The organism is Phytobacter cepae (genome assembly GCF_054165735.1).
Window position 1 is genome coordinate 1,567,026 of record NZ_CM135107.1, and the last position, 21,656, is coordinate 1,588,681.

Consider the following 21,656-nt stretch of genomic DNA (forward strand, 5'->3'; position numbering starts at 1 on the left):
ATAACGGCGTGGTTATTTGATTGGAAATATCGGCAAAGATTTAGTGAAACTTTCCCATGCAAGTTTGACAAAGTGTAAGAGCATATTTTGATGTCATGTTCAGGCCGGGTTAATTATTTATAGTTGAGTGGGGACTCCTATGAGCGTAGGAATTAATAACGAAGTGATTAATAAAAAGAATATACCCTTCACCATGTATGATCTGGGGTGGGTGGTACTGTGTATCGGTGCCGCTATCGGCTCCGGGATTGTCTTTTTCCCATTACAGGTTGGTCTGAAAGGTGTGTGGGTATTCGCCCTGGCGGTTATCCTGGGTTATCCCGCAGTATTCTATATGCAGAAATTGTTCATTGAGACCATGGCACGTAGCGATGAACATGATTCATATCTCAGCATCATTACGAGCTATGTTGGAAGTCGCTGGGGGGTATTCCTCGGTGCGCTTTATTCCATCACGATGCTGAAATCAATGGTGGAATATGCACTGGCTATTACCAATGACAGCGCCTCTTACCTTAAAACATTCGGTTTAACGACCCAGACGTTATCCGAACACTGGTGGTGGTCGCTTTTATTAATTGCCGGGCTGTCATTGGTTGCCTCTAAAGGCGAGAAGATGCTGTTCAAAGTATCAGGCAGCATGATTGCCGTGAAATTGGTCATCATTGTCGCTATTGGTTTCGTGGTTGTGCCTTTCTGGGATCTGAACAACATTGGTGATTTACCCAGCGTCAGTCATCTGGTGGTCGGCACCTTCCCGACGCTGCCCTTTGCTATCTTCTCCATTATGTTCGTTGGGATTTTGAACCCAATGAACATCGCTTACAAAAAACGTGAAGAAGATAAAGAGGTGGCGAAATACAAAGTACTGCGCGTACACAAAGTTGCCTATGTGATTCTGGTCGCCACGGTATTACTGTTTGTTGTGTCTATCGTATTGTCTATCAGTGAAGCAGATGCGCTACGAGCATATCAGGACAACATTTCTGCACTGGCTTTGGCGGCAAAAGTCATACCGGGTGCTACCGTTAAATACATGAGCGTTATCCTCAACGTTTTCTCCATCGTGACGGCATTCCTGGCGCTCTATCTGGCAGTGCATGAGTCTTTCGTTGGGTTAATCAAGGTTGCTGCGAAAAAGATATTCAAACAGAAAGACAACAGCGAAAAATTCAATGCCGTAACTGCTTTCTTTATGGTTGTTCTGGTGTTGTGGTTAATTGTATTAACGAACTTCCCAATTCTGAAAGTGTTTGTATTTGGTGGGGTGACCTATGGCCTTATTAGCTGCATCGTACCCGGTGTAATAATCCTTAAGAATGACAAGTTCGTGGATTTACGTGGCGCGTCAGTCTATTACGTAATTTTGATTGGCATGCTGATGTGTATCGGGCCATTTGTCATGTTGTTCTCTTAATTGTTGTTGCGTGCAAAATAGTCAATGGCAGGTTTGTGCTTTAGGTAACAATGTTTTATTTGATGTCTGCATTTTGTGTTGTGTTGCGGGTCATCATTAATTGAATTCATGATGGCCCGCAATTTTTTTTAGCTGGACCAATGCAGTAAATGGTCTTTAGAAAGTCTGTGGGATGAAGCCAGACTGAGATGAAGTAAATAAGGTGTAAAAGATGTCAAATATAAAAATTGCCCAAAAAGTACAAAACCTGCAATCGTCAGCAATCAGGGAGTTATTGAAGCATAATAAAATGGAAGGCGTAATCTCATTAGGCGGCGGTATTCCCAACCCTGATCTCTTCGATCATGAAGGGCTACAGATAGCCATGGATAAGGTCTTAACCCACGCCTGGAAGGACGCTTTTCAATATGGATTAAGTGAGGGCGATCCTGGCTTACGCCAACTGATATGCCAGTTACTGCTAAAAAGAACAATCATTTGCGATGTTGATGACGTTATTGTGACTTCAGGTTCTCAGCAGTCTCTTGATATTGTTGCTCGTGCATTGATTAACCCAGGCGACATAGTTGTGGTTGAAAAACCGACATACCTCGCCGCCTTACAAATATTTCAGTTAGCGGAAGCCGAATTTGTTTCGGTTGGCACCGATGCTGATGGAATGATTGTTGATGAACTGGAACAATTAGTAGAAAAAACCTGTATTAAAGCTGTTTATATTGTGCCGACATTTGGCAATCCTGGGGGCGTAACACTTTCAGATGAACGACGTAAACGACTTGTTGAATTATCCAGACGATATAATTTTGTTATCATTGAAGATGATCCCTATGGCGAAATTAACTTCACAAATGAGACTTTTAAGCCCTTAAGAGCTTATGCGAAAGAAATGGATAATACAGAAAATGTCATTTACACCTCGACATTTTCGAAGATATTAACACCCGGCGCTCGTGTCGGATGGGTGATTGTACCTGACTGGTTGAAAAAAGCAGTCGTTAACCTTAAGCAGGCGACCGATTTACACACCAGTGCCCTCTCGCAATCGCTGACGTATCACTATTTATTAACGGGTCGCCTTGGTAATCAGATTGAGATTATCCGGGCATCCTATAAACAAAAGTGTCAAATACTGAGCGAACAGCTCGAAAAAGAATTAGGTGACCATCTGACATTTCATAAACCTAAAGGCGGAATGTTTCTTTGGGCGAGGTTCAAATATGAAATGAATACCACTAAATGGCTCAGCAAGACATTGAGCCAGGGTGTTGTTTATGTACCAGGGGAGTTTTTTTACTGTAATCAGCCAGACTGCTCAACGCTGAGGATGTCATACGTAACCGTGTCGGACGCACATCTGAAAGAAGCAGTATTGAGGCTGAAACATTCCCTTAATGCGTTGCCCTCTTAATCCCTCGTGGAATAGGGCAGATAAATTGAGTCAGTTAGTGTAGTAAGAAGAGGAAGGGAAAATGTCGAATCACAATTTTGATAACCAAGTTTCAGCAGAGACCTATCTTTGCCATGGTCCGTTTGATCCGGAAGTTTTTGGGGGCGTAGTCAACCCACCGGTCTACCATGCATCGACCGTTATCTTTAAGAACTGCCAAGCGCTTAGTGAACGTCATCAGGCGCTGTTTGAAGATGCGGAAGATGAAGTCATGTACTACGGTCGCTTTGGTACGCCGACGACATTCGCCGTGCAAAAAGCACTGGCAGAACTTGAAGGTGGTCATCGCTCTCTGTTAGTGCCGACCGGCCTTGCTGCCTGTACAAGTGCATTGCTGGCGTTGGTGAAAGCGGGCGACCATATTCTTGTCAGCGGTAGCGTTTACGGGCCAACACGTGGTTTCGTCAATAATGTTTTGGCGAAAATGGGTGTCTCTGCCACCTTCTTTGATCCGTCAATAGGCAGCGGTATTGTCGATCTGTTCAAAGACAACACGACGGTGGTCTTTACTGAATCCCCTGGGTCCCAGACCTTCGATATTCAGGATATTCCGGCCATCACTAAAATCGCTCATGAGCGTAATGCCAAAGTGATTATTGATAATACATGGGCAACCCCCTTGTTCTTTAAACCCTTCGATCATGGGGTGGATGTTTCGGTCCATGCTGCTACCAAATACATCGTTGGCCACTCTGACGCCCAGATGGGGCTCATCACAGCGAATAAAGAGACCTGGCTTGCGATTCGTCGCTTCGTCTACCTGTTTGGTTTGCACGCTGCCCCGGATGACGTCTACCTCGCTCAGCGTGGCCTGCGCACCATGTCGCTCCGTCTTGAGCGTCACCAGGCTTCGGCATTGAAAATTGCCAAGTGGTTTGAGGAACGTCCTGAAGTTGAACAGGTGTTACACCCGGCATTACCGTCATGTCCGGGCCATGAGATCTGGAAACGCGACTTCACGGGCTCAAGCGGGCTGTTCAGCGTGGTGCTGAAGCCGCAGTATTCAAAAGCGTCTGTCGAGAAGTTTATTGATAGCCTGGAATACTTTGGCATTGGTTTCTCATGGGGCGGCTTTGAAAGCCTGGCAATCCCCTTCAATCCGCGTAAAGACCGCCCTGAATATCATTGGCCCTATGAAGGCGAGGCGTTCCGTCTGCAGATTGGTTTAGAGGATCCCATCGATTTAGTCAAAGACCTCGATCAGGCTCTGCGCCATCTGGCCGGTTAATTTTACAGCATGTGGTTGCGCCAGACGGCGCTGGAGCAACCACTGGAAAGCGCACGTCTTTACGTCATCATCCTGCCACCGCCAGTGGGTTATTTTTGCCTACGTATATCCAGGCCAGGGCATGACATTATTTATTCACAGGAGAACGTAATGAAATCGATTATTAATACTGAATCTGCACCCGCCGCGATCGGACCTTATTCTCAGGCTATTTCGTTTGGCGATCTGGTCTTCACGTCCGGGCAGTTGCCTCTTGACCCGGCAACGATGGCGTTTCCTGCTGATGAAATTAAAGCACAAACGCGTCAGTCTCTGCTCAATGTAAAAGTGGTACTGGAGCAAGCCGGCGCATCATTGGATACCGTTATTAAAACCACCTGTTTCCTGGGAAGAATGGAGGACTTCGCCGCATTTAATGAAGTCTATACCGAATTCTTTGGCGATGTTGGCGCACCTGCGCGCTCTTGTATTCAGGCAGGAAAATTGCCGAAAGATGCATTGGTAGAAATAGAAGCCGTCGCCTACATTAAAAAATAATTTAGCGGGGGAGGGCATAGCGTGATAATGCTTCAGGGGTGGTTCTCTGTTTCGCTATTGCTCTCCTTTTTTTGTTTATAATGGGTATTTTTTCAGTGTTTAAAGCAGGGATGAGTTATGTCACCTCTCTATCATGGACTTCGCAAATGGCTGGTTCCCCCCGTGTTACTCCTGCTGTTTTTACTCTTTGATATTTTGGTTTGCTGGCCTGTGGATACCAGACTGCAAGAAATGATTTCTCCAACCCTCACATTTTGTCTTTCCATCCTCCTTGGCGTTACATCGGTATCCGTCATCATTTCCAGCCTGTTACAGTTGGTTCGCAACAAGACAACCATAAATGCGCTGCACGCGAATAAAGTCCATGTATTAATCACCACGGGCTGTTACCATTTTTCACGCAATCCAGTCTACCTGGGGTTTATTGGCATTCAGCTATCCTGCGCGCTGCTGCTGCACTGCATAGCGGGTTTTCTGATGACACCTTTGCTTATTTTCTTGCTGACACGCCTGCATATTGAGTGCGAAGAAGCGTCGATGCAGCGTATTTTTGGCCCTGCGTGGTCGGCATACCAGAAAAAAACACGGTGTTGGGTTTAACGTTATTGCTGTAAAGCCATTATTCTTCCGGCAGTCCCTTGGGGGAAAAAACCTGGTCGTGTTATCAGATGTTTTAAACATCAGGATATTCAGACTCAAAATTGCCCAATTAACCTGTTCAACTCCGGGTTTCACATATTATCTATAAATCATCGCCTGTCTTTTATCGCCCAGGTAATCCGTGAGTGGATAAATGGATGGTATTCATTTGCATGATCAATTCTGCCATCGTTTTGGCCTCCATCTTTTCCATCACTCGGGAGCGGTGAACTTCAACTGTGCGTAAAGCAATATTCATCTGTGCCGCGATATCTTTGTTCATCCTGCCTGAAGCGACATAGCGAGCCACCTCCCTTTCTTTAGCCGTCAACTGCCGGTATCGCTGCTTTAGCTGATGCATCTTCACCAAACGTAAGGAGTGTTCGTAGCCTTTACTGATGGCCTCTTGAAGGGCATTTAAAGCAACGGGTTTTTGTAAGAAATCGACGGCACCTGACTGAATCTCTTCTACCGCCATCGGGATATCCCCGTGGCCCGTCAGGAAGATAACGGCAAGAGTACTGCTTTGCTCGCGCATTGCCTGGAATAGGCAATGCCCGTCCATACCCGGCATCCGCATATCCAGCAGTGCGATGCCCGTTTCGCCGAGCGGCGCTTCCCGCAAAAAGCGTTCGCTTTGATTCCAGCACTGCACCGGGTAACCCAGGCTTTCGAGCAGAAAACAGCATGAGTTTGTGACAGCTTCGTCATCATCCACTAAATGAATCATCAGGGTAGTCCGTATCATTGGCTGGCTGGGAAGGTGAGGGTGACGAGTAAACCACAGCAGCCATCCGGCGCGCTGTGATTATGGACGCTAATCTCACCATTGATGCTGCGAAGAAGGCGCTGACAGATGACTAATCCCAGCCCCATGCCACTTTTCTTGGTTGAATGAAATGGACAGAAAAGTACGGCAAGCTGTTCTGCTGACATCCCGCCCGCATTATCCAGCAGAGTCATACACGGTGGTGAGGCGGTGCCGTCGATGTTAACCCACAGACGGGTTGCGCCTGCCTGCGCCGCATTCAGTATGATATTTGCCAGTACCTGTTCCAACAGCACCGGCGGGAGCCAAAGCCGGGTGGACTGGGGGCTGCTCACCTGAACGTCGAGTGCGGGCGTTGTCTTATCCAGTTGTAACAGGGTAAGCACGTGGCGCAGCGTGTCGCCAGGCTCGCACGGCGTGTTTTCAGCGTCTTGCTGCGGGCTTGCCCATTCCCGCAAATGTTTGATGATATGCCCGCAGCGTTCGGCTTGTGCGTCAATGTTCGCCAGCGCCTTTTCCACTGCCTCTTTTTTTTCTGCCTGTGGGAGATAGTTCAGCCCGCCCTGGGCATACATACGAATAGCGGAGAGCGGCTGGTTGAGTTCGTGTGCAAAACCGGAGGCCATCTCACCCAGCACGCTCATCTGCCTTGCCTGCTCCAGCGTCTGTTGTTGCGCGCGAAGCAAGGCGTTGGCCTGCTCAAGCGCTTTGCCGCGTCGATTCACCAGCACCATCACCCAGCCGTAATTAGCCACAAGCAGCGCAACCAGCAGGAGTATCAGTCCAATCAGCAGCCGGTGTTGATTCAACCAGTCATACAGCATTTTACCGATCCGCTGCTGTTCTGGGTGGCGGTTGATTTCACGCAGCAGGGCTTCCGTGTGGCTGGTAGAGGCCGGAGCACCCCAGCGCCAGGTACCGGTATCAGGCGAGTTCAGTAAGGTTTTTGTGACAGCATCAGCAATCCTGTCTTCCACGCCAGGAAGGGCAGCGAACGACCAGTCAGGATAAAGCGCGGTGCTGCTCTGGCAGGGAAAGGCGGACTGTTTTTGTAGCAGCACGCTAAAGTCTTGTTTGGCGATAAGCCCTTCTGCATCCATGTTTTCCAGTAGGCATACCGGAACGATGGCGGCCTGAATGGCATCTTCACGCAGAAGGTACAGCAGCGCATCGGCTGGAAAGCCCATAAATCGCACCTTCACCTGGTCATCCACACGTAACCCCGCATCCAGCAACTCGCGATAGCCCAACAGATAACCGCCAAAGGCCTGCGGATCCACCGCGCCCAGGGTTTTACCAGCCAGATCCCGCGCCCCGGTGATGTGGCTATCGCGGCGGACCACTATTGCGCTGCCGGTGGCCATGCTCTCCCCGGATACCTCTTTCCCGGAACGTAGCGATGCCAGCCAGCGCAAATGATATTGACTGTTCAACTGCACAAACTGGGCCTGATTAGTGAGAACAAACTGAACGCTTCCTGCATTGACTGCTTCACGCATTGCGTTGAGCCCTAGAGGCAACAGGCGGAAATGGGCATCAGGAACGGTATGGTTAAGCGTATCGATAAGCGGCTGCCAGTGACGTTGGGTAGCGGTTTCACCACGCAGGGCGAGGATGCCAATGGTCCATTCAGACGCGAGAAGAGGAGAAGCAAATCCGATGATTAACAGCAACAACAGGATTTTTGCAGTGCGATCCATGCGGCAAGGGCCCCTTTTCATTTGCGTTAGATCAAGCCCGCTTCGTTTATGTGGTTAACCACAATAGAGGGCGACCCGGCGGGATTTTTAGACTGTAACTAATCACATTTGGTTAGGTAATTCCATCCCTAATCTTTTCCTTAGCCGCGCACTGAGTGGAGGTCACCATGGACATAAGTAAGCGACAATTTTTACAGCAATTGGGTGTTGTCACCGCCGGAGCAACACTGATCCCGCTTGCGGATGCCAGTCTCAGATTGAAGCCCAGGCGGCGCGAAGGTTCCGATACGCATCGCTACGCCATGCTTATTGATTTACGCCGTTGCATTGGCTGCCAGTCATGTACGGTGAGTTGCACGATAGAAAACCAGACACCTCAGGGAGCGTTTCGCACCACCGTCAGCCAATATCAGGTGAAGCTTGCCGACCGCAACGAGGTCACCAACGTATTGCTCCCGCGGCTTTGTAACCACTGTGACGATCCCCCCTGTGTGCCGGTCTGCCCGGTGCAGGCCACCTTCCAGCGCAAGGACGGTATCGTGGTTATTGATAATAACCGCTGCGTGGGGTGTGCCTACTGCGTACAGGCTTGTCCTTATGATGCCCGCTTTATCAACCACACCACCCAGACGGCGGATAAATGCACCTTTTGCTCACACCGACTGGAGGCAGGGCTACTCCCCGCTTGCGTGGAGTCCTGCGTCGGCGGTGCGCGGATTATCGGCGATTTGCAGGATCCCAAAAGCACAATAAACACGCTGCTGGCAGCACATCGGGGAGAGATTAAAGTCCTGAAACCGGAGAATAAGACCCAGCCACACGTCTTTTATCTGGGGCTGGACGACGCCTTTATTTCGCCGCTTCAGGGGCGTGCCCAGCCTGCGCTCTGGCAGGAGGTGGAAATATGTCACGCCTGATCATTGAAGAGGTGGTGGCTCTGCCTCAGGACATTACCTGGCTACCCTGGGCGGTGCAGTATTTTTTCTTTATTGGTATCGCCGCCTGTGCGGCGCTGTTGGCTTGTACAGCACGCTGGTTAACGCATCAGCATAGTGAAAGATTCGAGCGAGTTTGCCTGTTTATCGCCTTAACCTGTGGGGTAACTGCGCCGTTAGCGCTGACCGCCGATCTGCATCAGACCGCCCGTTTCTGGCACTTTTATGCCTGGCCTACGCCCTGGTCGTGGATGCCCTGGGGGGCACTGTTTCTGCCGCTGTTTACCGTCTGCGTTGGGCTATGGTTTGTGCTTTTCCATCTGCGCGTGAAGACGGATCGCTTCACCCCGTTGATGCGCTGGCTGGCGCTTGCTACCGCGCTGACGGCGGTCGGTCTGCTGCTCTATACCGGGCGGGAGGTGTCCGTGGTTCGGGCCAGACCGCTATGGTTTAGCTACGGATATCCGCTAGTGATGTTCGCGAGTGCGATGAGTGCGCTCTTGTCGTTCGTCAGTCTGGTCATGCATAAGCAACGCGATCTTGTTCGTATGCTGGCGAAAGTTCAGGTGATGACGCTACTGCTGCTGGCAGCGGTGACGCTGGCATGGTTTTTTGGGGACACGTTGTCAGGTCACGCACTGCGCCAGCAGTGGCAGCTCGGTACGGAAATTCGTCTTTACATGCTGGCTGTTACGGCATTGTGGGGCGTTGCGCTGGCGGTTGCGCTGGGGGCGACTCGCTATAGGTTCCCACTGTCGGTGACTCTGGTGAGTACGCTGCTGATTGCAACATTGTGCTGGACCCTGCGCTGGGCGTTGTTAATTGGCGGACAAACGGTGCCGAAATATAACGCCCTCATTAACGCTTATCACCTGCCCATGGGGACCGATGGACTGCTGGCGATTATCGGCACTTTTGGTCTGTGGTTCTCCCTAATGATCATCGTCAGGGAATGCGTCAACTGGCTATCAAGGAGGCTTCAGAATGGCTGAACTATCTCGCCGTCATTGGCTAAAAATTGGGGTTGCTGTGGGGGGAGTTGCCGCGTTCGGTTTGAGCTATCGCGATGTGGCAAAACGGGCCCTGGACGGGCTGCTTAACGGTACGTCTGGCAAGGTAACGCGTGACAGAATCAACGGTAATTCCCTGATTCCAGAAGGCGTCAGCCGCAGCGGCTGGCAGCATAATCCCAACCAGGCGATATCCATGACGCAGTGCTTTGGTTGCTGGACGCTGTGCGGTATCCGTGCGCGCGTCGACAAAACGGCGAACAAAGTCATTCGTATCGCCGGAAATCCGTGGCATCCGCTCTCGCATGAGCGACCGTTCGACAGTCGGATGCCCTTTGCTGAGGCGCTGGAAAAAATGGCCGGGGAAAGTGGGTTGGAATCGCGCTCCACCGCCTGCGCGCGTGGGGCAACGCTGCTCGAGAGTCTGAGCAGCCCGCTGCGTATTCTGACCCCCATGAAGCGCGTCGGAAAACGCGGGGAAGGCAAGTGGCAGCGCATCAGCTTTGAGCAACTGGTCAACGAGGTGGTCGAGGGGGGCAATTTGTTTGGTGAGGGCCATGTGGACGGGCTTCGTGCCATTCGTGACCTTAACACGCCCGTGGATGCGAAACATCCCGCGTATGGGCCGAAGGCGAACCAACTGCTGGTGACCAACACCAGCGACGAAGGCCGTGACGGATTCCTGCGCCGTTTTGCATTAAACAGTTTCGGTTCCAAAAATTTTGGCGCGCACGGCGCCTATTGCGGGCTTGCTTACCGTGCGGGTTCCGGTGCGTTGATGGGCGATCTCGATAAAAATCCGCATGTTAAGCCTGACTGGGAAAACGTGGAGTTTGCCCTGTTTATGGGCACCTCTCCTGCACAGTCCGGCAATCCCTTCAAGCGTCAGGCGAGCCAGCTGGCCAGTGCTCGCTTACGAAACACCTTCAGTTATGTGGTGGTGGCACCTGCGTTACCGCTCACTACAATACTGGCTGACGATCATGGCCACTGGCTACCGGTGAAGCCGGGAACGGATTCCGCGCTGGCGATGGCGATGATTCGCTGGATTATTGACAACAAACGTTACGTTGCTGAGTACCTGACGCTGACCAGCCATGAGGCGATGCTGGGTGCCGGAGAAAAAAGCTGGAGTAACGCTCCCTGGCTGGTCATTTGCGATGAACATCATCCGCTGGCAGGCAAGCATCTGAGCGTTGCTCATCTGAATGGTTCTGGCGTCCAGGCCGATGAACCGCTGGTGCTCAATGAGGCGGGTGTGCTGGTACCTGTCAGTCAGTGCGAGCGTGGGGCTCTGCACGTGGTGCAGGCGGTAACGTTGCACGACGGTTCCACGGTTACGGTAAAAAGCAGTTTCCAATGTTTGACGGAGTCGGCCCAACGTTTCAGCCTGGAGCAGTACAGCCAGGCATGTGGGGTAGCTGTCGCACAAATTATTGCGTTGGCGAAAGCGTTCACCGCGCATGGGCGCAAAGCGGCGGTGGTTACCCACGGCGGAATGATGTCCGGCAACGGCTTTTATAATGCCTGGTCGGTAATGATGCTCAACGTGCTGCTGGGCAACCTGAGTCTGAGTGGGGGCGTGTTTGTTGGCGGCGGCAAATTCAATGGCGAGATTAACGGACCTTGCTATAACTTTGAGCAGTTCCCTGGCAAGGTCGCGCCGAAAGGGCTCAATATTGCCCGTAGTAAAGCGGATTACGCCAAATCGGATGAGTATCAGGCGAAAGTGGCGGATGGTCAGTCACCGTGGCCCGCTCACGCCCCCTGGTACCCGTTTGTGGCCGGGCAACTGACCGAGCTTTTGCCCTCGGCGCTTGAGGGTTACCCATATCCGCTGAAGGCATGGATCTCCAATATGACCAATCCGCTGTATGGTGTCCCCGGATTGCGCAAAGTGATTGAAGCGCGACTCACCGATCCGCAACGTCTGCCGTTATTTATCGCCATCGACGCCTTTATGAATGAGACGACCGCGCTGGCGGATTATATCGTGCCGGATACCCACAACTTTGAAAGCTGGGGCTTCAGTGCCCCCTGGGGCGGGGTGGCGAGTAAAACGTCGACGGCACGCTGGCCTGTTGTCACTTCTGCCACCACCAAAGCAGCGCTGGGTGAGCCGGTTTCCATGGAATCTTTCTGCATTGCGGTGGCAAAACGGATGCAATTACCGGGGTTTGGTGAGAAAGCGATACCCGATGCGCAAGGCACGATGCATGACCTGAACAGCGCAGAGGATTACTACCTACGCGTAGCGGCCAACATTGCGTTCGCCGGGCAGAAGCCGCTGCCGCCAGCGGGTGAACAGGATCTTATGTTGTCTGGTGTGGATCGTATTTTCCCGTCAATCCGCAAGACGTTAAAGCCAGAAGAGGCGCTGCCCGTGGCGTTTCTTTACAGTCGGGGAGGGCGGTTCGCACCGGATGCCTCGGGGCGTAAAGCGGGAGCGGTAGGTAATGAGTGGAACAAACCGCTGCAAATCTGGAATGCCGAGGTGGCCATGTTCAAATATGCCATGACGGGGGAGCGATTCAGCGGCTGCCCGACCTGGTACCCGGCCCGGGTGTCCGATGGTCGTGCGCTCGATGAGATCTATCCGCCAGAGAAATGGCCGATGAAGCTAATGTCTTTCAAATCAAACCTGATGAGCAGTTCAACCACCGTGGTTGAACGGTTACATCATGTGAAGCCGATAGGTCTGGTCGCTATTCATCCTGAAGAGGGTAAACGCTTTGGGCTGCAGCATGGCGATAACGTGCGAATCACCACGCCGGGCGGGAGTGTAGAGGCGCGGGTCAGTTTACTCTCTGGCGTCATGCCGGGGGTGATCGCCATAGAGCACGGTTACGGGCATAAAGAGATGGGTGCGCGTCAGCATTGGCTTGACGGCGAACCGCTGGCGCATAAACCCCCTATTGCCTCCGGTGTGAATCTTAATGATTTGGGCTTTGCTGACCCTACCCGTAAGGTCCCGGGCCCCTGGCTTGACTGGGTCACCGGGTCGGCCGTGCGGCAAGGGTTACCTGCGGTGATTGTGAAAGCGTAAAACGGGGTGGCTTCGTCACTGGAGCCACCACGTGCCTTAACGTCGTGCCAGAGCGCATTGCTGGTTGAACTGCCTGAACATAAATGCAGTACCTATGCCTGGCATTAAAAAGAATATCTTGCTGCCATACGCAATTTATCTCCCTTGTCGGGCGGGCAGGAAGCCGTGAGAATATTCTCCTGCTTATTTCCACTCTAAAGCGTACGGACGCTTTTCTGGCATGGAGTTGCGTGGATGCCCTTCAAAGACCGTCTATTTATTTTGTTTCAATATCTGGTGCCACAACATTTTTTGTCACAGCTCATTGGTGGTCTCGCTGAATGCCGGTCTCCCTGGGTTAAAACGCTTTTCATCACCTGGTTTGTGCGTCGGTACCACGTGGATATGCGTGACGCCCTCGTCGAAGATGCTAACGAGTATGAGAGTTTTAACGCCTTTTTTACCCGCTCATTAAAAGCGGAGGCCAGGCCCATCGCGGATGAAGAACGTGCAGTATTGAGTCCTGCAGATGGCACCGTCAGCCAGGTCGGTACAATTAAACAGGGCCGACTCTTCCAGGCGAAGGGGCATGATTACAGCCTGACAGCACTGCTGGGCGGCGATGAAAAAAACGCACTGAACTTTTCATCTGGCGCCTATGCCACCATTTATCTCTCTCCAGGGGATTATCATCGCGTGCATATGCCAGTGGCAGGTACATTGCGAGAAATGTTGTTTATTCCCGGCAAACTCTTTTCAGTAAACAACACAACGGTCAGGCAGGTGCCAACAATTTTTGCGCGTAATGAGCGCGTTGTTTGCTTGTTTGACACCGAGCTGGGGCCGATGGCGGTCATTTTGATTGGGGCCATGGTTGTTGGATCGATTGTGACGTCATGGGCGGGGCGAATAAATCCACCCGGGCAGGGTGTGAAATCCGTTCGTTATACATCGTTTGCCAAGAAGACCATCCGACTCGAAAGAGGTGAAGAGCTCGGGCATTTTAAACTGGGTTCTACGGTCATCGTTTTGTTTGGGCCGGGACAGGTAAACTGGAAGAGCACGCTGGCGGCTGGAAGTGTCGTACGGTTTGGGGAGAAGATGGGGGAAAGATCTTGCGAGTAAAGGGGCAGTTAAGCCCCTGTATTTAACGATGGCTGAGCGTTTCGAGAGGGCGGCGTTCGTCATCAGCATTGAGCGAGCGGTAGGCTGGCATTTCCGGCATTCGCCTGAAAGCGGTATACACCGCAAGAGGCCCGCTTAAGGCGGGCATAATTCCGGTTATGCCACCGCCTGTTGTTCTTTTTCATCGGTGACGTTGCGCGCTTCGAGCTGTTTTATCAGCCTGTCTGCGACGTTAGCCGACCAGGCGGCAATGGTCAGGCTGGGCGCACCGCCCGGAGAGGCAGGAAGCGCGGAGGAGTCGGCGACGTACAACCCGGGATGACCAAATACTTCACCATTCGCACCCACGACACCATCCTCGTTCGACGAGCCCAGACAGGCCCCGCCCATCGGATGGACCGTAACCGGGTTCCGTGGCGCATAGATTTTTGTCTGAGTGCGGGCTTTAATGTTTTTTAACTCATCATCAATATCTGCATAAATGCTGTTCTCTTTTTTACTGTAGTGGATTTTAAACTTATCGCCGTTGTGGGTAACGGAGCCGTTGCTGTCATCGCCACCAAAGGCGATGATTACCGACTGCTTACGTAACCAACGCTTGAGAAACAGTGGTACAGGCACATCATCCAAACCCTGAATGCTGGCACGCAGGACAATTACACGTTCGTTGGTGGAGTCTTTCAGGCGGAAGGGGGAAGCGATAGGCATGCCTTTCGACAGGTCTGTCGCACTATTTTCTTTCCAGACGCCGAAGAAGTCGCCGTTGCCGCTGAATTTTTGGCCCAGTCGGGGCATGCCCGTAAGCCCCCCTTCATTGTCGCGACTGCGTAGCAACAGCCTCAGGGTATTCAGGGCTCCGGCAGCCAAAATAAGATGTTCTGCCTGAACGCTTTCGACCTTTCCGCTCAGATGGTTGCGGTAACGCACTTCATAGCGCATAGCGCTGTGGGCTTGCGGTTCAAGTTTATGGATCGACAAGGCTTCACACATCTCCTGCACAACCAGCCCCTGTTTTACCGCAGGCCAGATGAAGGCAAAGTCGAGGGTCGTTTTTGCCCCGGAAGGCGAACCCAGGAAACTGTTATTTTTCATGTCACACTCCCAGCGTTCGATGCCATTACTGTCCGTTATTTTGGTCGGGAAGCCGGGTTGTTTTGCCACCAACATGCCGATTGCCGGATCGCCAAGGGGAGTCAGCAAGCCATGATAATTTGCCTCTTCAATGCGGTTAGGCGCTTTGTCGGCGGCGGTAAGCGGGCGAGCATTAAAAGCCTCGATTATTTCGTCGTAGTAGCGTTCCATTTTCTTCTGGCTTATCTCGGGATGGTGGTTATCCCAATAGTTTGCGGCCAGCGGCCTGTCCAGAAAGCCGGCATATACATGGCTGCCGCCACCTACGCCCGACGAGCAGATAATGTTGATCCCTTTACCTGCATAGGCTTCGATAAAACCCTTGTTGTTAAAGGTTAATGTCTTTTTGAACAGATGCGAGCCTACCGTTCTCAGGCCATGCGTGAAGGCTTTGCTTCCCTGAGGGAGTGGAACGAGATTTTTGAGACCGATTGAACGATTCGGCACCGTATCACGCCAGGGGCCACGCTCCAGCATTAACACATCTCGACCCGCAGCGGCCAGGCGTCGTGCGGCAATTGCGCCGCCAAAACCACTGCCAATAATCAGTACTTCAACTTGCTTTGTCATTGACCAACCTTGTAGCTGATCCCGCCGGGACACTGTTAAAAAGAGCCCGGGTGGGACGATGGGAAGGGCGGAGCGACGGGTAAACTGCTCCGTTCGGATAAATACGTGCTCTGTAGTACTAACGGGATGACGAAGCCGAACCGTTCTGTTGCAAAGACTCATGCTTGAGCGTGTCGAGCAGCTTGTCAGCAACGTTGGCGGCCCAGGCGGCAATGGTCAGACTGGGAGGCCTGCCAGGTGACTCGGGTAGCGCGGCCGCATCGGCGATATACAGGCCTGGGTTGTCAAACACCTCACCGTTGTGACCCGTTACACCGTCCTGATTAGAGGTACCCAGGCAGGCACCGCCAAGGGGCTGGACGGTGACAGGTGCTGATGGGGAGTAGATTTTGGTGCCGGTCATGGCTTTTATCTGTCTGATTTCGTTATCTATCTCCTGATAGACATCACTCTGTGCTTTGTTATAAGTCACGCTGAACTTGCCATGATTTAATGACATCTCACCGTTGTTATTGTCTTTGCCCAGCGCAACGATGAAGGCGTTCTTTCGGAACCACTTTTTGATGAAGGCAGGGAAGGGGATATCGTCCAGCCCCTGGATAGCCGCGCGTAAAACCTGGACGGATCGGCTGGTGGAGTTGGCCACCCGAAACGGGCCGCAGAGGGGAAGACCTGTCGAGAGATCGCGAGCGCTGGTCTCTTGCCAAAAACCAAAGTAGCCGCCATTGGTACCAAATCCTTTACCCAGGCGCGGCATACCCTCCAGGCCCGGGCTGGCGCTACGGCTGTGCATCAGCAAGCGGACCGTGTTCAGGCAACCTGCGGCTAAAATCACATGTCGCGCACGCACGCATTCATTCCTGTTGCTTTGATGATCGCGATAGGAAATTTCATAACGCATCCCGTCAGCATCATCTGTTTGCAGCCTGTGAATCACCGTTACTTCACACATATCCCGAACCACCAGACCGCTGCGTATCGCTGGCCAGACAACGGAAAAATCGAGTGTGGTCTTAGCGCCGCTGGGGGAACCCAGAATGCTGTTATTTCTGTATTCACACTCCCAGCGCTCAACACCATTGTCATCAATTACTTTGGCAGCAGTGCCGGGTTGAGCAGGAAGTAAGAACCCAATAGAAGGGTTCGCGAGTTCCTTCGTCGATAATGTGCCATCGTAATTGGTCTGGCTGATATTATTCGGTACGCGATCGTTATCGTTAACAGGCCTGGCCTTCAGGAGCGCGAGGATTTCGGCATAATAACCATCCATTACCGTTTTTGATAACAGCGGATGACGATGAGCCCAGTAATCGGGATCGGACGGTTTTGCCAACATGGCGGCATAGACGTGACTGCCGCCGCCGACGCTGGACGAGCAGATAATATGAATCCCTTTACCACTAAATGTTTCAATAAAGCCTTTTTTATTCAAAAGGATAACTTTATTAAGGCGATATGAGCCGAGCGATCTTAAACCGTACGTATAGGCTTTTTTCCCTTGGGGCAGAGGGGCAAGGTTTGCGATGCCTATCGAGTGATTGGGCACCGTATCACGCCAGGGGCCTCTTTCCAGCATCAGCACATCGCGTCCGGCATCTGCAAGACGCTTCGCCGCAATGGCGCCGCCAAAACCACTTCCAATGACCACTGTTTCCGCCTGGTTTTTCATTAAGACATCCGATCTGTTAAACGATATTTTGCCCGCATTAATTGGGAAAGTTTGAAATACTAAATAAACGACTCAGTCAATGTGGTTATTATTGTTAATGGCTGGGTGGTTTCTTGTTGCAAAATCATTGTCTGGAGTTAATACAATCGCGACAAGGTAGATAATGTATCTACTGTTGAAACATAAACTTTCCTGACAGTAACGTGCCGTATTTAAACGGTTTTTTAAAAGCATTGGGGGTTAATTAATTTAAACTCAAAGCTCTTATGAATTTACTTCAACGTTGCGTCTGTTTGCTGTCGGTATCATTGCCTTTTAATCCGAGCCGATTATGACTGGCTATAGTCAGGTTACAGGGGGGTAGAACAGGAAAGGGTAAAGGCAAAAAATAAAAGGCTAATTTTATAATATTAATTATTTATTAGATGTCGTGAAGGGGTTTCTGGCGACAAAGTATGTCGCCAGTTTTAGAGAAGGGATAGCAGAAAAATTCTTATTCGGTAATTAAAGCCGCTTCAGCGCAAAAAAAAGTGAAAAAAGAGCGCCAGCCATTACTATGCCAATCAATAAATACATAACTGAATAAAAATTGTGAGTTAAGCTCAATATTAAACCAATTAATACTGGGGACAAAGCACCAAAACCCACTGCCATTCCATTCAATGCACCTGCGGCAGAGGATATCGCCTCAGAAGGGACCATGCCTTGTAGCAAAGTAAATACGCATGGGAGTTGCATGGATGATGCTCCAATGCCGAATGAGATGATTATTGCAGCCAGGAAATTATTGGTAATGTTCACTCCCATCAGAATGCTACCCGCGCAAAGTAGTGCCGAGATGAGCATTATCATCCCTTTTTTACCGGTTCTATCAACGACAACGCCAGAGATAATTTTAAAAAGCAAGCCAAAGATAAAGGGTAAGGATGACATCCAACCTACGTTAGTCCAGGAAAAGCCACGTTCAGTATTCAGGTAGGTCGGAAGCCAGGTGACGATGCCCCACGACAGCATCGAATTTGATGCGAAAATGACTAACAACATCCAGAAATGAGCATTGCAAAGATAGATTTTAGAGCGAGAGATGATTGAAGGCCGCTGCCTGGTTTCGTTAATACTTTCTTTACTTGTTATGCCTGATTCTATGATGTCCAGTTCAGATTTATTAATGTACTTGCATTCGCGCGGCGTATTTGATGTAAAAAAATAGATGAAAACCAGCGGGATTACGCTCAGCACAAAGGAGAAATAAAATGTGTGCCGCCACGACCAGGCGGCGATTATCCAGGTAAAGACGGGCATTGCGACAGCGGGAGAGAGAGACTGCCCTAAAATCCACGCTGTATTCGCGCGTCCTCTCTCGCCTGGCGGAAACCAGTTTTTGATAAATGTATTTTGCATTGGGTAATACAGACCTTCACCAACACCTAATAAAATACGCGTGCCGAGTAAAACCCCAAAAACACTTGAGAGTCCACCCAGGAGAAGAGATAAGCTTATAATGACATAGGCGATAATCATAGCCTTACGCGGACCAATTAAATCACCTATAGGGCTAAGGATGACATTAGAAACACCATAGGTGATCAAAAATAAACTCATTAATAACCCGATGTATATTGGTTTGCCGACCAGGTCCATCTCTTGTAAGAATTGTGTGTTCGCAGCTATAATCGAAATGTTAACGCGATCTAAGTAAATGACAGAAAGGCTAAAAAAAAGAATAGCCAATACATAAAATCTTTGTCGGGTCGGTTTTTGAATTGATTCTCTGGTATGTGTTTCTGAAGAAATATTATTATCACTTATCATGTTATATTCCTTAACATTCGGGTAGGTCAGTAGATTTTTTATAGGTAGAATTTAAAGATGCATATATTTTATGTGCTAATTATTTGTTATCGCTGTGGTCTATTTTTTTTTTTGCTTCTGTCAGAAACCACTCGCGCGCAAGTTTTTCCCAAAAATATGCGCCCAACTCAATGTTTTTATCATTAAAGTCGTAGGACGTGCTGTGAAGATCGCCATTATTACCATTTCCAATCCAGCCATACGCCCCTGGCACCTCTTGCAGCATGAAGCCAAAATCTTCCGCCGTCATTGCCGGGAGAACATTCGCATCTGAATTATTTTCGCCGACGATTTCTCGCATTATTCTGGCCATAAACTGCGCTTCTTTAGAATGATTTGAGGTGTTTGGATAGCCACCACCGTTTATAATTACCTCGGCTTGTGCACCATGTGCTTCCGCCAGATGGCTGGCGATGCGTTCAATACCCTCTAAGATCGTTTCTTGGGCTTCATCTGTAAGCGTTCTGCATGTTCCATAAATTCTGGCATCGGCAGGAATGATATTCGGCGAGCTTCCCGCCTGTATTTTACCTATTGTCAGTACAGCCGCATCCAGGGGATCAATACGGCGCGAAACTAAACTCTGCAATTGGGTAACAATAGCGCAAGCAATAGGAACAGGATCGATAGTGGTATGAGGAAGAGCAGCGTGCCCCCCTTTACCTCGAACAATGATTTCGAACGTAATCCCAGATGCCATTATTGGGCCAATTTTGGTACCCATTTTTCCTTGTGGAAGCTGTGGCCAATTATGTAAGGCGAAAACCGCCTGACAGGGAAAGTCATTAAAAAGACCTTCATTCATCATGATACGCGCACCGGCACCGCCTTCTTCACCCGGCTGGAAAATGAGATGTACTGTCCCATCAAAATTACGATTAGCAGACAGAAGTTCAGCCGCACCGAGTAGCATTGCTGTATGCCCGTCATGTCCGCAAGCATGCATGCATCCTTTGGTCTGACTGATATATTCGAAATTGTTAGCTTCTTGCAACGGCAGGGCATCTATATCCGCTCTGATGCCCAGTGATGGACCCGGGTTGTTAGCACTACGATTTAAACCATGTAGGCTGCCAACGATGCCTGTCGTCGCCAGACCACGTCTGAACGGTATTCCTAAGGTTTCAAGAAACTCGGCAATTTTGTCCGACGTACGATGTTCTTGAAATTTTAATTCGGGGTGCATATGTAAATCATGTCTAAATTCTGTGAGCCTTTTCACATTAAGATTTATTTTATTTTCTGTCAGCATAAGGCAACCCTTTTGTTAAATAAAAATGTGAATTTAATTTTCTCTAAGATAAAGAGAGACTTTTTTGTGAGGCCATACACATAAATCGCCCGACATTATCGATCGGCTCATTATGATGACAGCACCTGTATGCCTTCTTACTTGTACCTGTCTGGCAGGAATGATAGATATAAGGTGATATACCGTAAAATACCTTTTAAACATCTCACCCATGCCAATGAGGTATAGCCATGGAACTACGTCAGCTTCGCTACTTCACCGTCGTGGCTAAACTAGGCAGTATTAGTCAGGCAGCGCAGGAGCTGTACATTGCTCAACCTGCGCTGACGCGTCAGATCCAAAAGCTGGAAGAAGACCTGGGAGTACTGCTGTTAGAACGAACGGGGCGAGGCGTGAAGTTGACTGATGCCGGGGCTCAGTTTTTAGTTGATGCAGACAAGTTACTTGATGATGCAAATATCGCCAGGGAAAGGGCCACAAGGGCTTCGCGTGGAGAATGCGGTAATATATCTCTTGCCCTTCCGGTCATACAAAATGCGGCGCCATCAATAACAGAACTCTTAAAGAAATTTAAAAAGGAAGCCCCACATGTTGGTATAACCCTTCATCATCTTATTTCAGAAGTACAGCTTGCCAGAATTGCTGAAGGGCAACTGGATGCAGGGTTCTTATTATTCAGGCCACAAAACGACCCGTTGTTTGAGGGCATTCCCGTTTATAAAGAAAAAATGTTATTAGCCTATCCGGCTGACTGGGAATGGCCAAATAATAAAAAACCAGAGTATCTGAAAGAACTGCAAGGTCTCGACTTTATCTGGATCCCCAGAACGGCGGCTCCGGCCTGGCATGACAGGCTTATCCACTGTTTTTTCGAAGCAGGCTTTACACCGCGTTCCGTTATGCAGGGTGTCGACGCAGTATCAATGTTAACGTTGGTTTCTGCTGGAATGGGATGCACCATCGTTGCGGAAGGCACGCGGAATCTGGCTCCGCCTAATGTAATATTTTCAACATTAAAAGATTTGAATCTGGAGCAGGAGTGGGAGTTAGTTTGGCGTAAAAACCGATGCTCAGAAGTGTTGAAAAAACTCATAAAACTGATTTAAAGCCTGTGCAATAGCCAATATTTTTCTGGCTTCATCTCGTTTCTTAGGTGCTTAAATACGGGGTAAACCCACGAAGGCCCACAAACGTGTAAAGGTTCACGTTGAAATGGGTGGATGTCAGAAGAGGTGTATATGGTGTCCCCTGCAGGAATCGAACCTGCAACTAGCCCTTAGGAGGGGCTCGTTATATCCATTTAACTAAGGGGACAAGGCGGCAGGAGTATAACGTCATTCAGGCTGCGCGT

General features: G+C 50.1%; 16 protein-coding genes and 1 tRNA gene. 10 read left to right on the forward strand and 7 right to left on the reverse strand.

Features of this window, described 5'->3' with window-relative positions; translation table 11 throughout:
- Window positions 1-139 precede the first annotated feature (139 nt).
- The 5 genes from ACUY4Q_RS07300 (at window position 140) to ACUY4Q_RS07320 (ending at window position 5,229) form a co-directional block, all read left to right on the forward strand.
- Window positions 140-1,417, forward strand: coding sequence for an amino acid permease (locus ACUY4Q_RS07300; protein ID WP_458046383.1), 1,278 nt, complete (start codon window positions 140-142; stop codon window positions 1,415-1,417).
- A gap of 211 nt (window positions 1,418-1,628) precedes the next feature.
- Entirely contained in the window at window positions 1,629-2,825 is a 1,197-nt protein-coding gene (locus tag ACUY4Q_RS07305) for an aminotransferase-like domain-containing protein (protein ID WP_458046384.1), read from the forward strand.
- A 61-nt stretch (window positions 2,826-2,886) separates the two neighbouring features.
- Entirely contained in the window at window positions 2,887-4,092 is a 1,206-nt protein-coding gene (gene metC / locus ACUY4Q_RS07310; RefSeq protein WP_458046385.1) for a cystathionine beta-lyase, read from the forward strand.
- Between the two features lie 150 nt (window positions 4,093-4,242).
- A complete protein-coding gene (locus ACUY4Q_RS07315) occupies window positions 4,243-4,629 on the forward strand; it encodes a RidA family protein (protein ID WP_458046386.1) in 387 nt (128 codons plus the stop codon).
- A 117-nt stretch (window positions 4,630-4,746) separates the two neighbouring features.
- On the forward strand, window positions 4,747-5,229 hold the full coding sequence (locus ACUY4Q_RS07320) for a methyltransferase family protein (RefSeq protein ID WP_458046387.1): 483 nt from the start codon (window positions 4,747-4,749) through the stop codon (window positions 5,227-5,229).
- Window positions 5,230-5,392: 163 nt separating this feature from the next.
- On the opposite strand, the gene ttrR is transcribed toward ACUY4Q_RS07320, so the two are convergent.
- Together ttrR and ttrS are read right to left on the reverse strand one after the other, a co-directional pair.
- Entirely contained in the window at window positions 5,393-5,998 is a 606-nt protein-coding gene (gene ttrR / locus ACUY4Q_RS07325) for a tetrathionate respiration response regulator TtrR (RefSeq protein ID WP_458046388.1), read from the reverse strand.
- 14 nt (window positions 5,999-6,012) lie between these two features.
- The gene (gene ttrS, locus ACUY4Q_RS07330; protein WP_458046389.1) at window positions 6,013-7,737 is read right to left on the reverse strand and encodes a tetrathionate respiration histidine kinase TtrS; all 1,725 of its coding nucleotides are present in this window, start codon (window positions 7,735-7,737) and stop codon (window positions 6,013-6,015) included.
- Window positions 7,738-7,904: 167 nt separating this feature from the next.
- Between ttrS and ttrB the strand changes: the two genes are divergently transcribed.
- From ttrB to asd, 4 genes are all read left to right on the forward strand, one after another.
- The gene (ttrB, locus tag ACUY4Q_RS07335) at window positions 7,905-8,654 is read left to right on the forward strand and encodes a tetrathionate reductase subunit TtrB (protein ID WP_458046390.1); all 750 of its coding nucleotides are present in this window, start codon (window positions 7,905-7,907) and stop codon (window positions 8,652-8,654) included.
- A complete protein-coding gene (ttrC, locus tag ACUY4Q_RS07340) occupies window positions 8,642-9,664 on the forward strand; it encodes a tetrathionate reductase subunit TtrC (protein ID WP_458046391.1) in 1,023 nt (340 codons plus the stop codon). Before ttrB ends, ttrC begins: the two co-directional genes overlap by 13 nt.
- Window positions 9,657-12,728 (forward strand): tetrathionate reductase subunit TtrA, encoded by a 3,072-nt coding sequence (gene ttrA / locus ACUY4Q_RS07345; RefSeq protein ID WP_458046392.1) that lies wholly within the window; start codon window positions 9,657-9,659, stop codon window positions 12,726-12,728. The genes ttrC and ttrA overlap by 8 nt, the downstream gene beginning before the upstream one ends.
- Window positions 12,729-12,962: 234 nt before the next feature.
- Window positions 12,963-13,832 carry an archaetidylserine decarboxylase gene (gene asd / locus ACUY4Q_RS07350; protein ID WP_458046393.1) on the forward strand — a complete coding sequence of 290 codons (870 nt, stop codon included), beginning with the start codon at window positions 12,963-12,965 and terminating at the stop codon, window positions 13,830-13,832.
- Window positions 13,833-13,988: 156 nt separating this feature from the next.
- Here the strand turns inward: asd and ACUY4Q_RS07355 are convergent, their stop codons facing one another.
- The 4 genes from ACUY4Q_RS07355 to ACUY4Q_RS07370 all read right to left on the reverse strand — a co-directional run bounded on the left by ACUY4Q_RS07355 (window position 13,989) and on the right by ACUY4Q_RS07370 (window position 20,305).
- Entirely contained in the window at window positions 13,989-15,533 is a 1,545-nt protein-coding gene (locus ACUY4Q_RS07355; protein WP_458046394.1) for a GMC family oxidoreductase, read from the reverse strand.
- A 118-nt stretch (window positions 15,534-15,651) separates the two neighbouring features.
- Window positions 15,652-17,202 carry a GMC oxidoreductase gene (locus ACUY4Q_RS07360; protein ID WP_458046395.1) on the reverse strand — a complete coding sequence of 517 codons (1,551 nt, stop codon included), beginning with the start codon at window positions 17,200-17,202 and terminating at the stop codon, window positions 15,652-15,654.
- 504 nt (window positions 17,203-17,706) lie between these two features.
- A complete protein-coding gene (locus tag ACUY4Q_RS07365) occupies window positions 17,707-19,014 on the reverse strand; it encodes an MFS transporter (protein WP_458046396.1) in 1,308 nt (435 codons plus the stop codon).
- Between the two features lie 79 nt (window positions 19,015-19,093).
- Window positions 19,094-20,305, reverse strand: a complete 1,212-nt coding sequence (locus ACUY4Q_RS07370; RefSeq protein ID WP_458046397.1) for a M20 aminoacylase family protein — start codon at window positions 20,303-20,305, stop codon at window positions 19,094-19,096.
- Between the two features lie 230 nt (window positions 20,306-20,535).
- Here ACUY4Q_RS07370 and ACUY4Q_RS07375 point away from each other — a divergent pair, with 230 nt between their 5' ends.
- Complete coding sequence (locus tag ACUY4Q_RS07375) at window positions 20,536-21,411, forward strand: LysR family transcriptional regulator (RefSeq protein WP_458046398.1); 876 nt, start codon at window positions 20,536-20,538, stop codon at window positions 21,409-21,411.
- 133 nt (window positions 21,412-21,544) lie between these two features.
- Here ACUY4Q_RS07375 and ACUY4Q_RS07380 read toward each other — a convergent pair.
- Window positions 21,545-21,619, reverse strand: a tRNA-Arg gene (locus ACUY4Q_RS07380).
- Between the last annotated feature and the right edge of the window lie 37 nt (window positions 21,620-21,656).

Excerpts from the sequence above, each read along its gene's own strand:
- ACUY4Q_RS07300 (WP_458046383.1), top strand. The coding sequence starts at position 140 with ATGAGCGTAGGAATTAATAACGAAGTGATTAATAAAAAGAATATACCC.
- ACUY4Q_RS07305 (WP_458046384.1), top strand. The coding sequence starts at position 1,629 with ATGTCAAATATAAAAATTGCCCAAAAAGTACAAAACCTGCAATCGTCA.
- metC (WP_458046385.1), top strand. The coding sequence starts at position 2,887 with ATGTCGAATCACAATTTTGATAACCAAGTTTCAGCAGAGACCTATCTT.
- ACUY4Q_RS07315 (WP_458046386.1), top strand. The coding sequence starts at position 4,243 with ATGAAATCGATTATTAATACTGAATCTGCACCCGCCGCGATCGGACCT.
- ACUY4Q_RS07320 (WP_458046387.1), top strand. The coding sequence starts at position 4,747 with ATGTCACCTCTCTATCATGGACTTCGCAAATGGCTGGTTCCCCCCGTG.
- ttrR (WP_458046388.1), bottom strand. The coding sequence starts at position 5,998 with ATGATTCATTTAGTGGATGATGACGAAGCTGTCACAAACTCATGCTGT.
- ttrS (WP_458046389.1), bottom strand. The coding sequence starts at position 7,737 with ATGGATCGCACTGCAAAAATCCTGTTGTTGCTGTTAATCATCGGATTT.
- ttrB (WP_458046390.1), top strand. The coding sequence starts at position 7,905 with ATGGACATAAGTAAGCGACAATTTTTACAGCAATTGGGTGTTGTCACC.
- ttrC (WP_458046391.1), top strand. The coding sequence starts at position 8,642 with ATGTCACGCCTGATCATTGAAGAGGTGGTGGCTCTGCCTCAGGACATT.
- ttrA (WP_458046392.1), top strand. The coding sequence starts at position 9,657 with ATGGCTGAACTATCTCGCCGTCATTGGCTAAAAATTGGGGTTGCTGTG.
- asd (WP_458046393.1), top strand. The coding sequence starts at position 12,963 with ATGCCCTTCAAAGACCGTCTATTTATTTTGTTTCAATATCTGGTGCCA.
- ACUY4Q_RS07355 (WP_458046394.1), bottom strand. The coding sequence starts at position 15,533 with ATGACAAAGCAAGTTGAAGTACTGATTATTGGCAGTGGTTTTGGCGGC.
- ACUY4Q_RS07360 (WP_458046395.1), bottom strand. The coding sequence starts at position 17,202 with ATGAAAAACCAGGCGGAAACAGTGGTCATTGGAAGTGGTTTTGGCGGC.
- ACUY4Q_RS07365 (WP_458046396.1), bottom strand. The coding sequence starts at position 19,014 with ATGATAAGTGATAATAATATTTCTTCAGAAACACATACCAGAGAATCA.
- ACUY4Q_RS07370 (WP_458046397.1), bottom strand. The coding sequence starts at position 20,305 with ATGCTGACAGAAAATAAAATAAATCTTAATGTGAAAAGGCTCACAGAA.
- ACUY4Q_RS07375 (WP_458046398.1), top strand. The coding sequence starts at position 20,536 with ATGGAACTACGTCAGCTTCGCTACTTCACCGTCGTGGCTAAACTAGGC.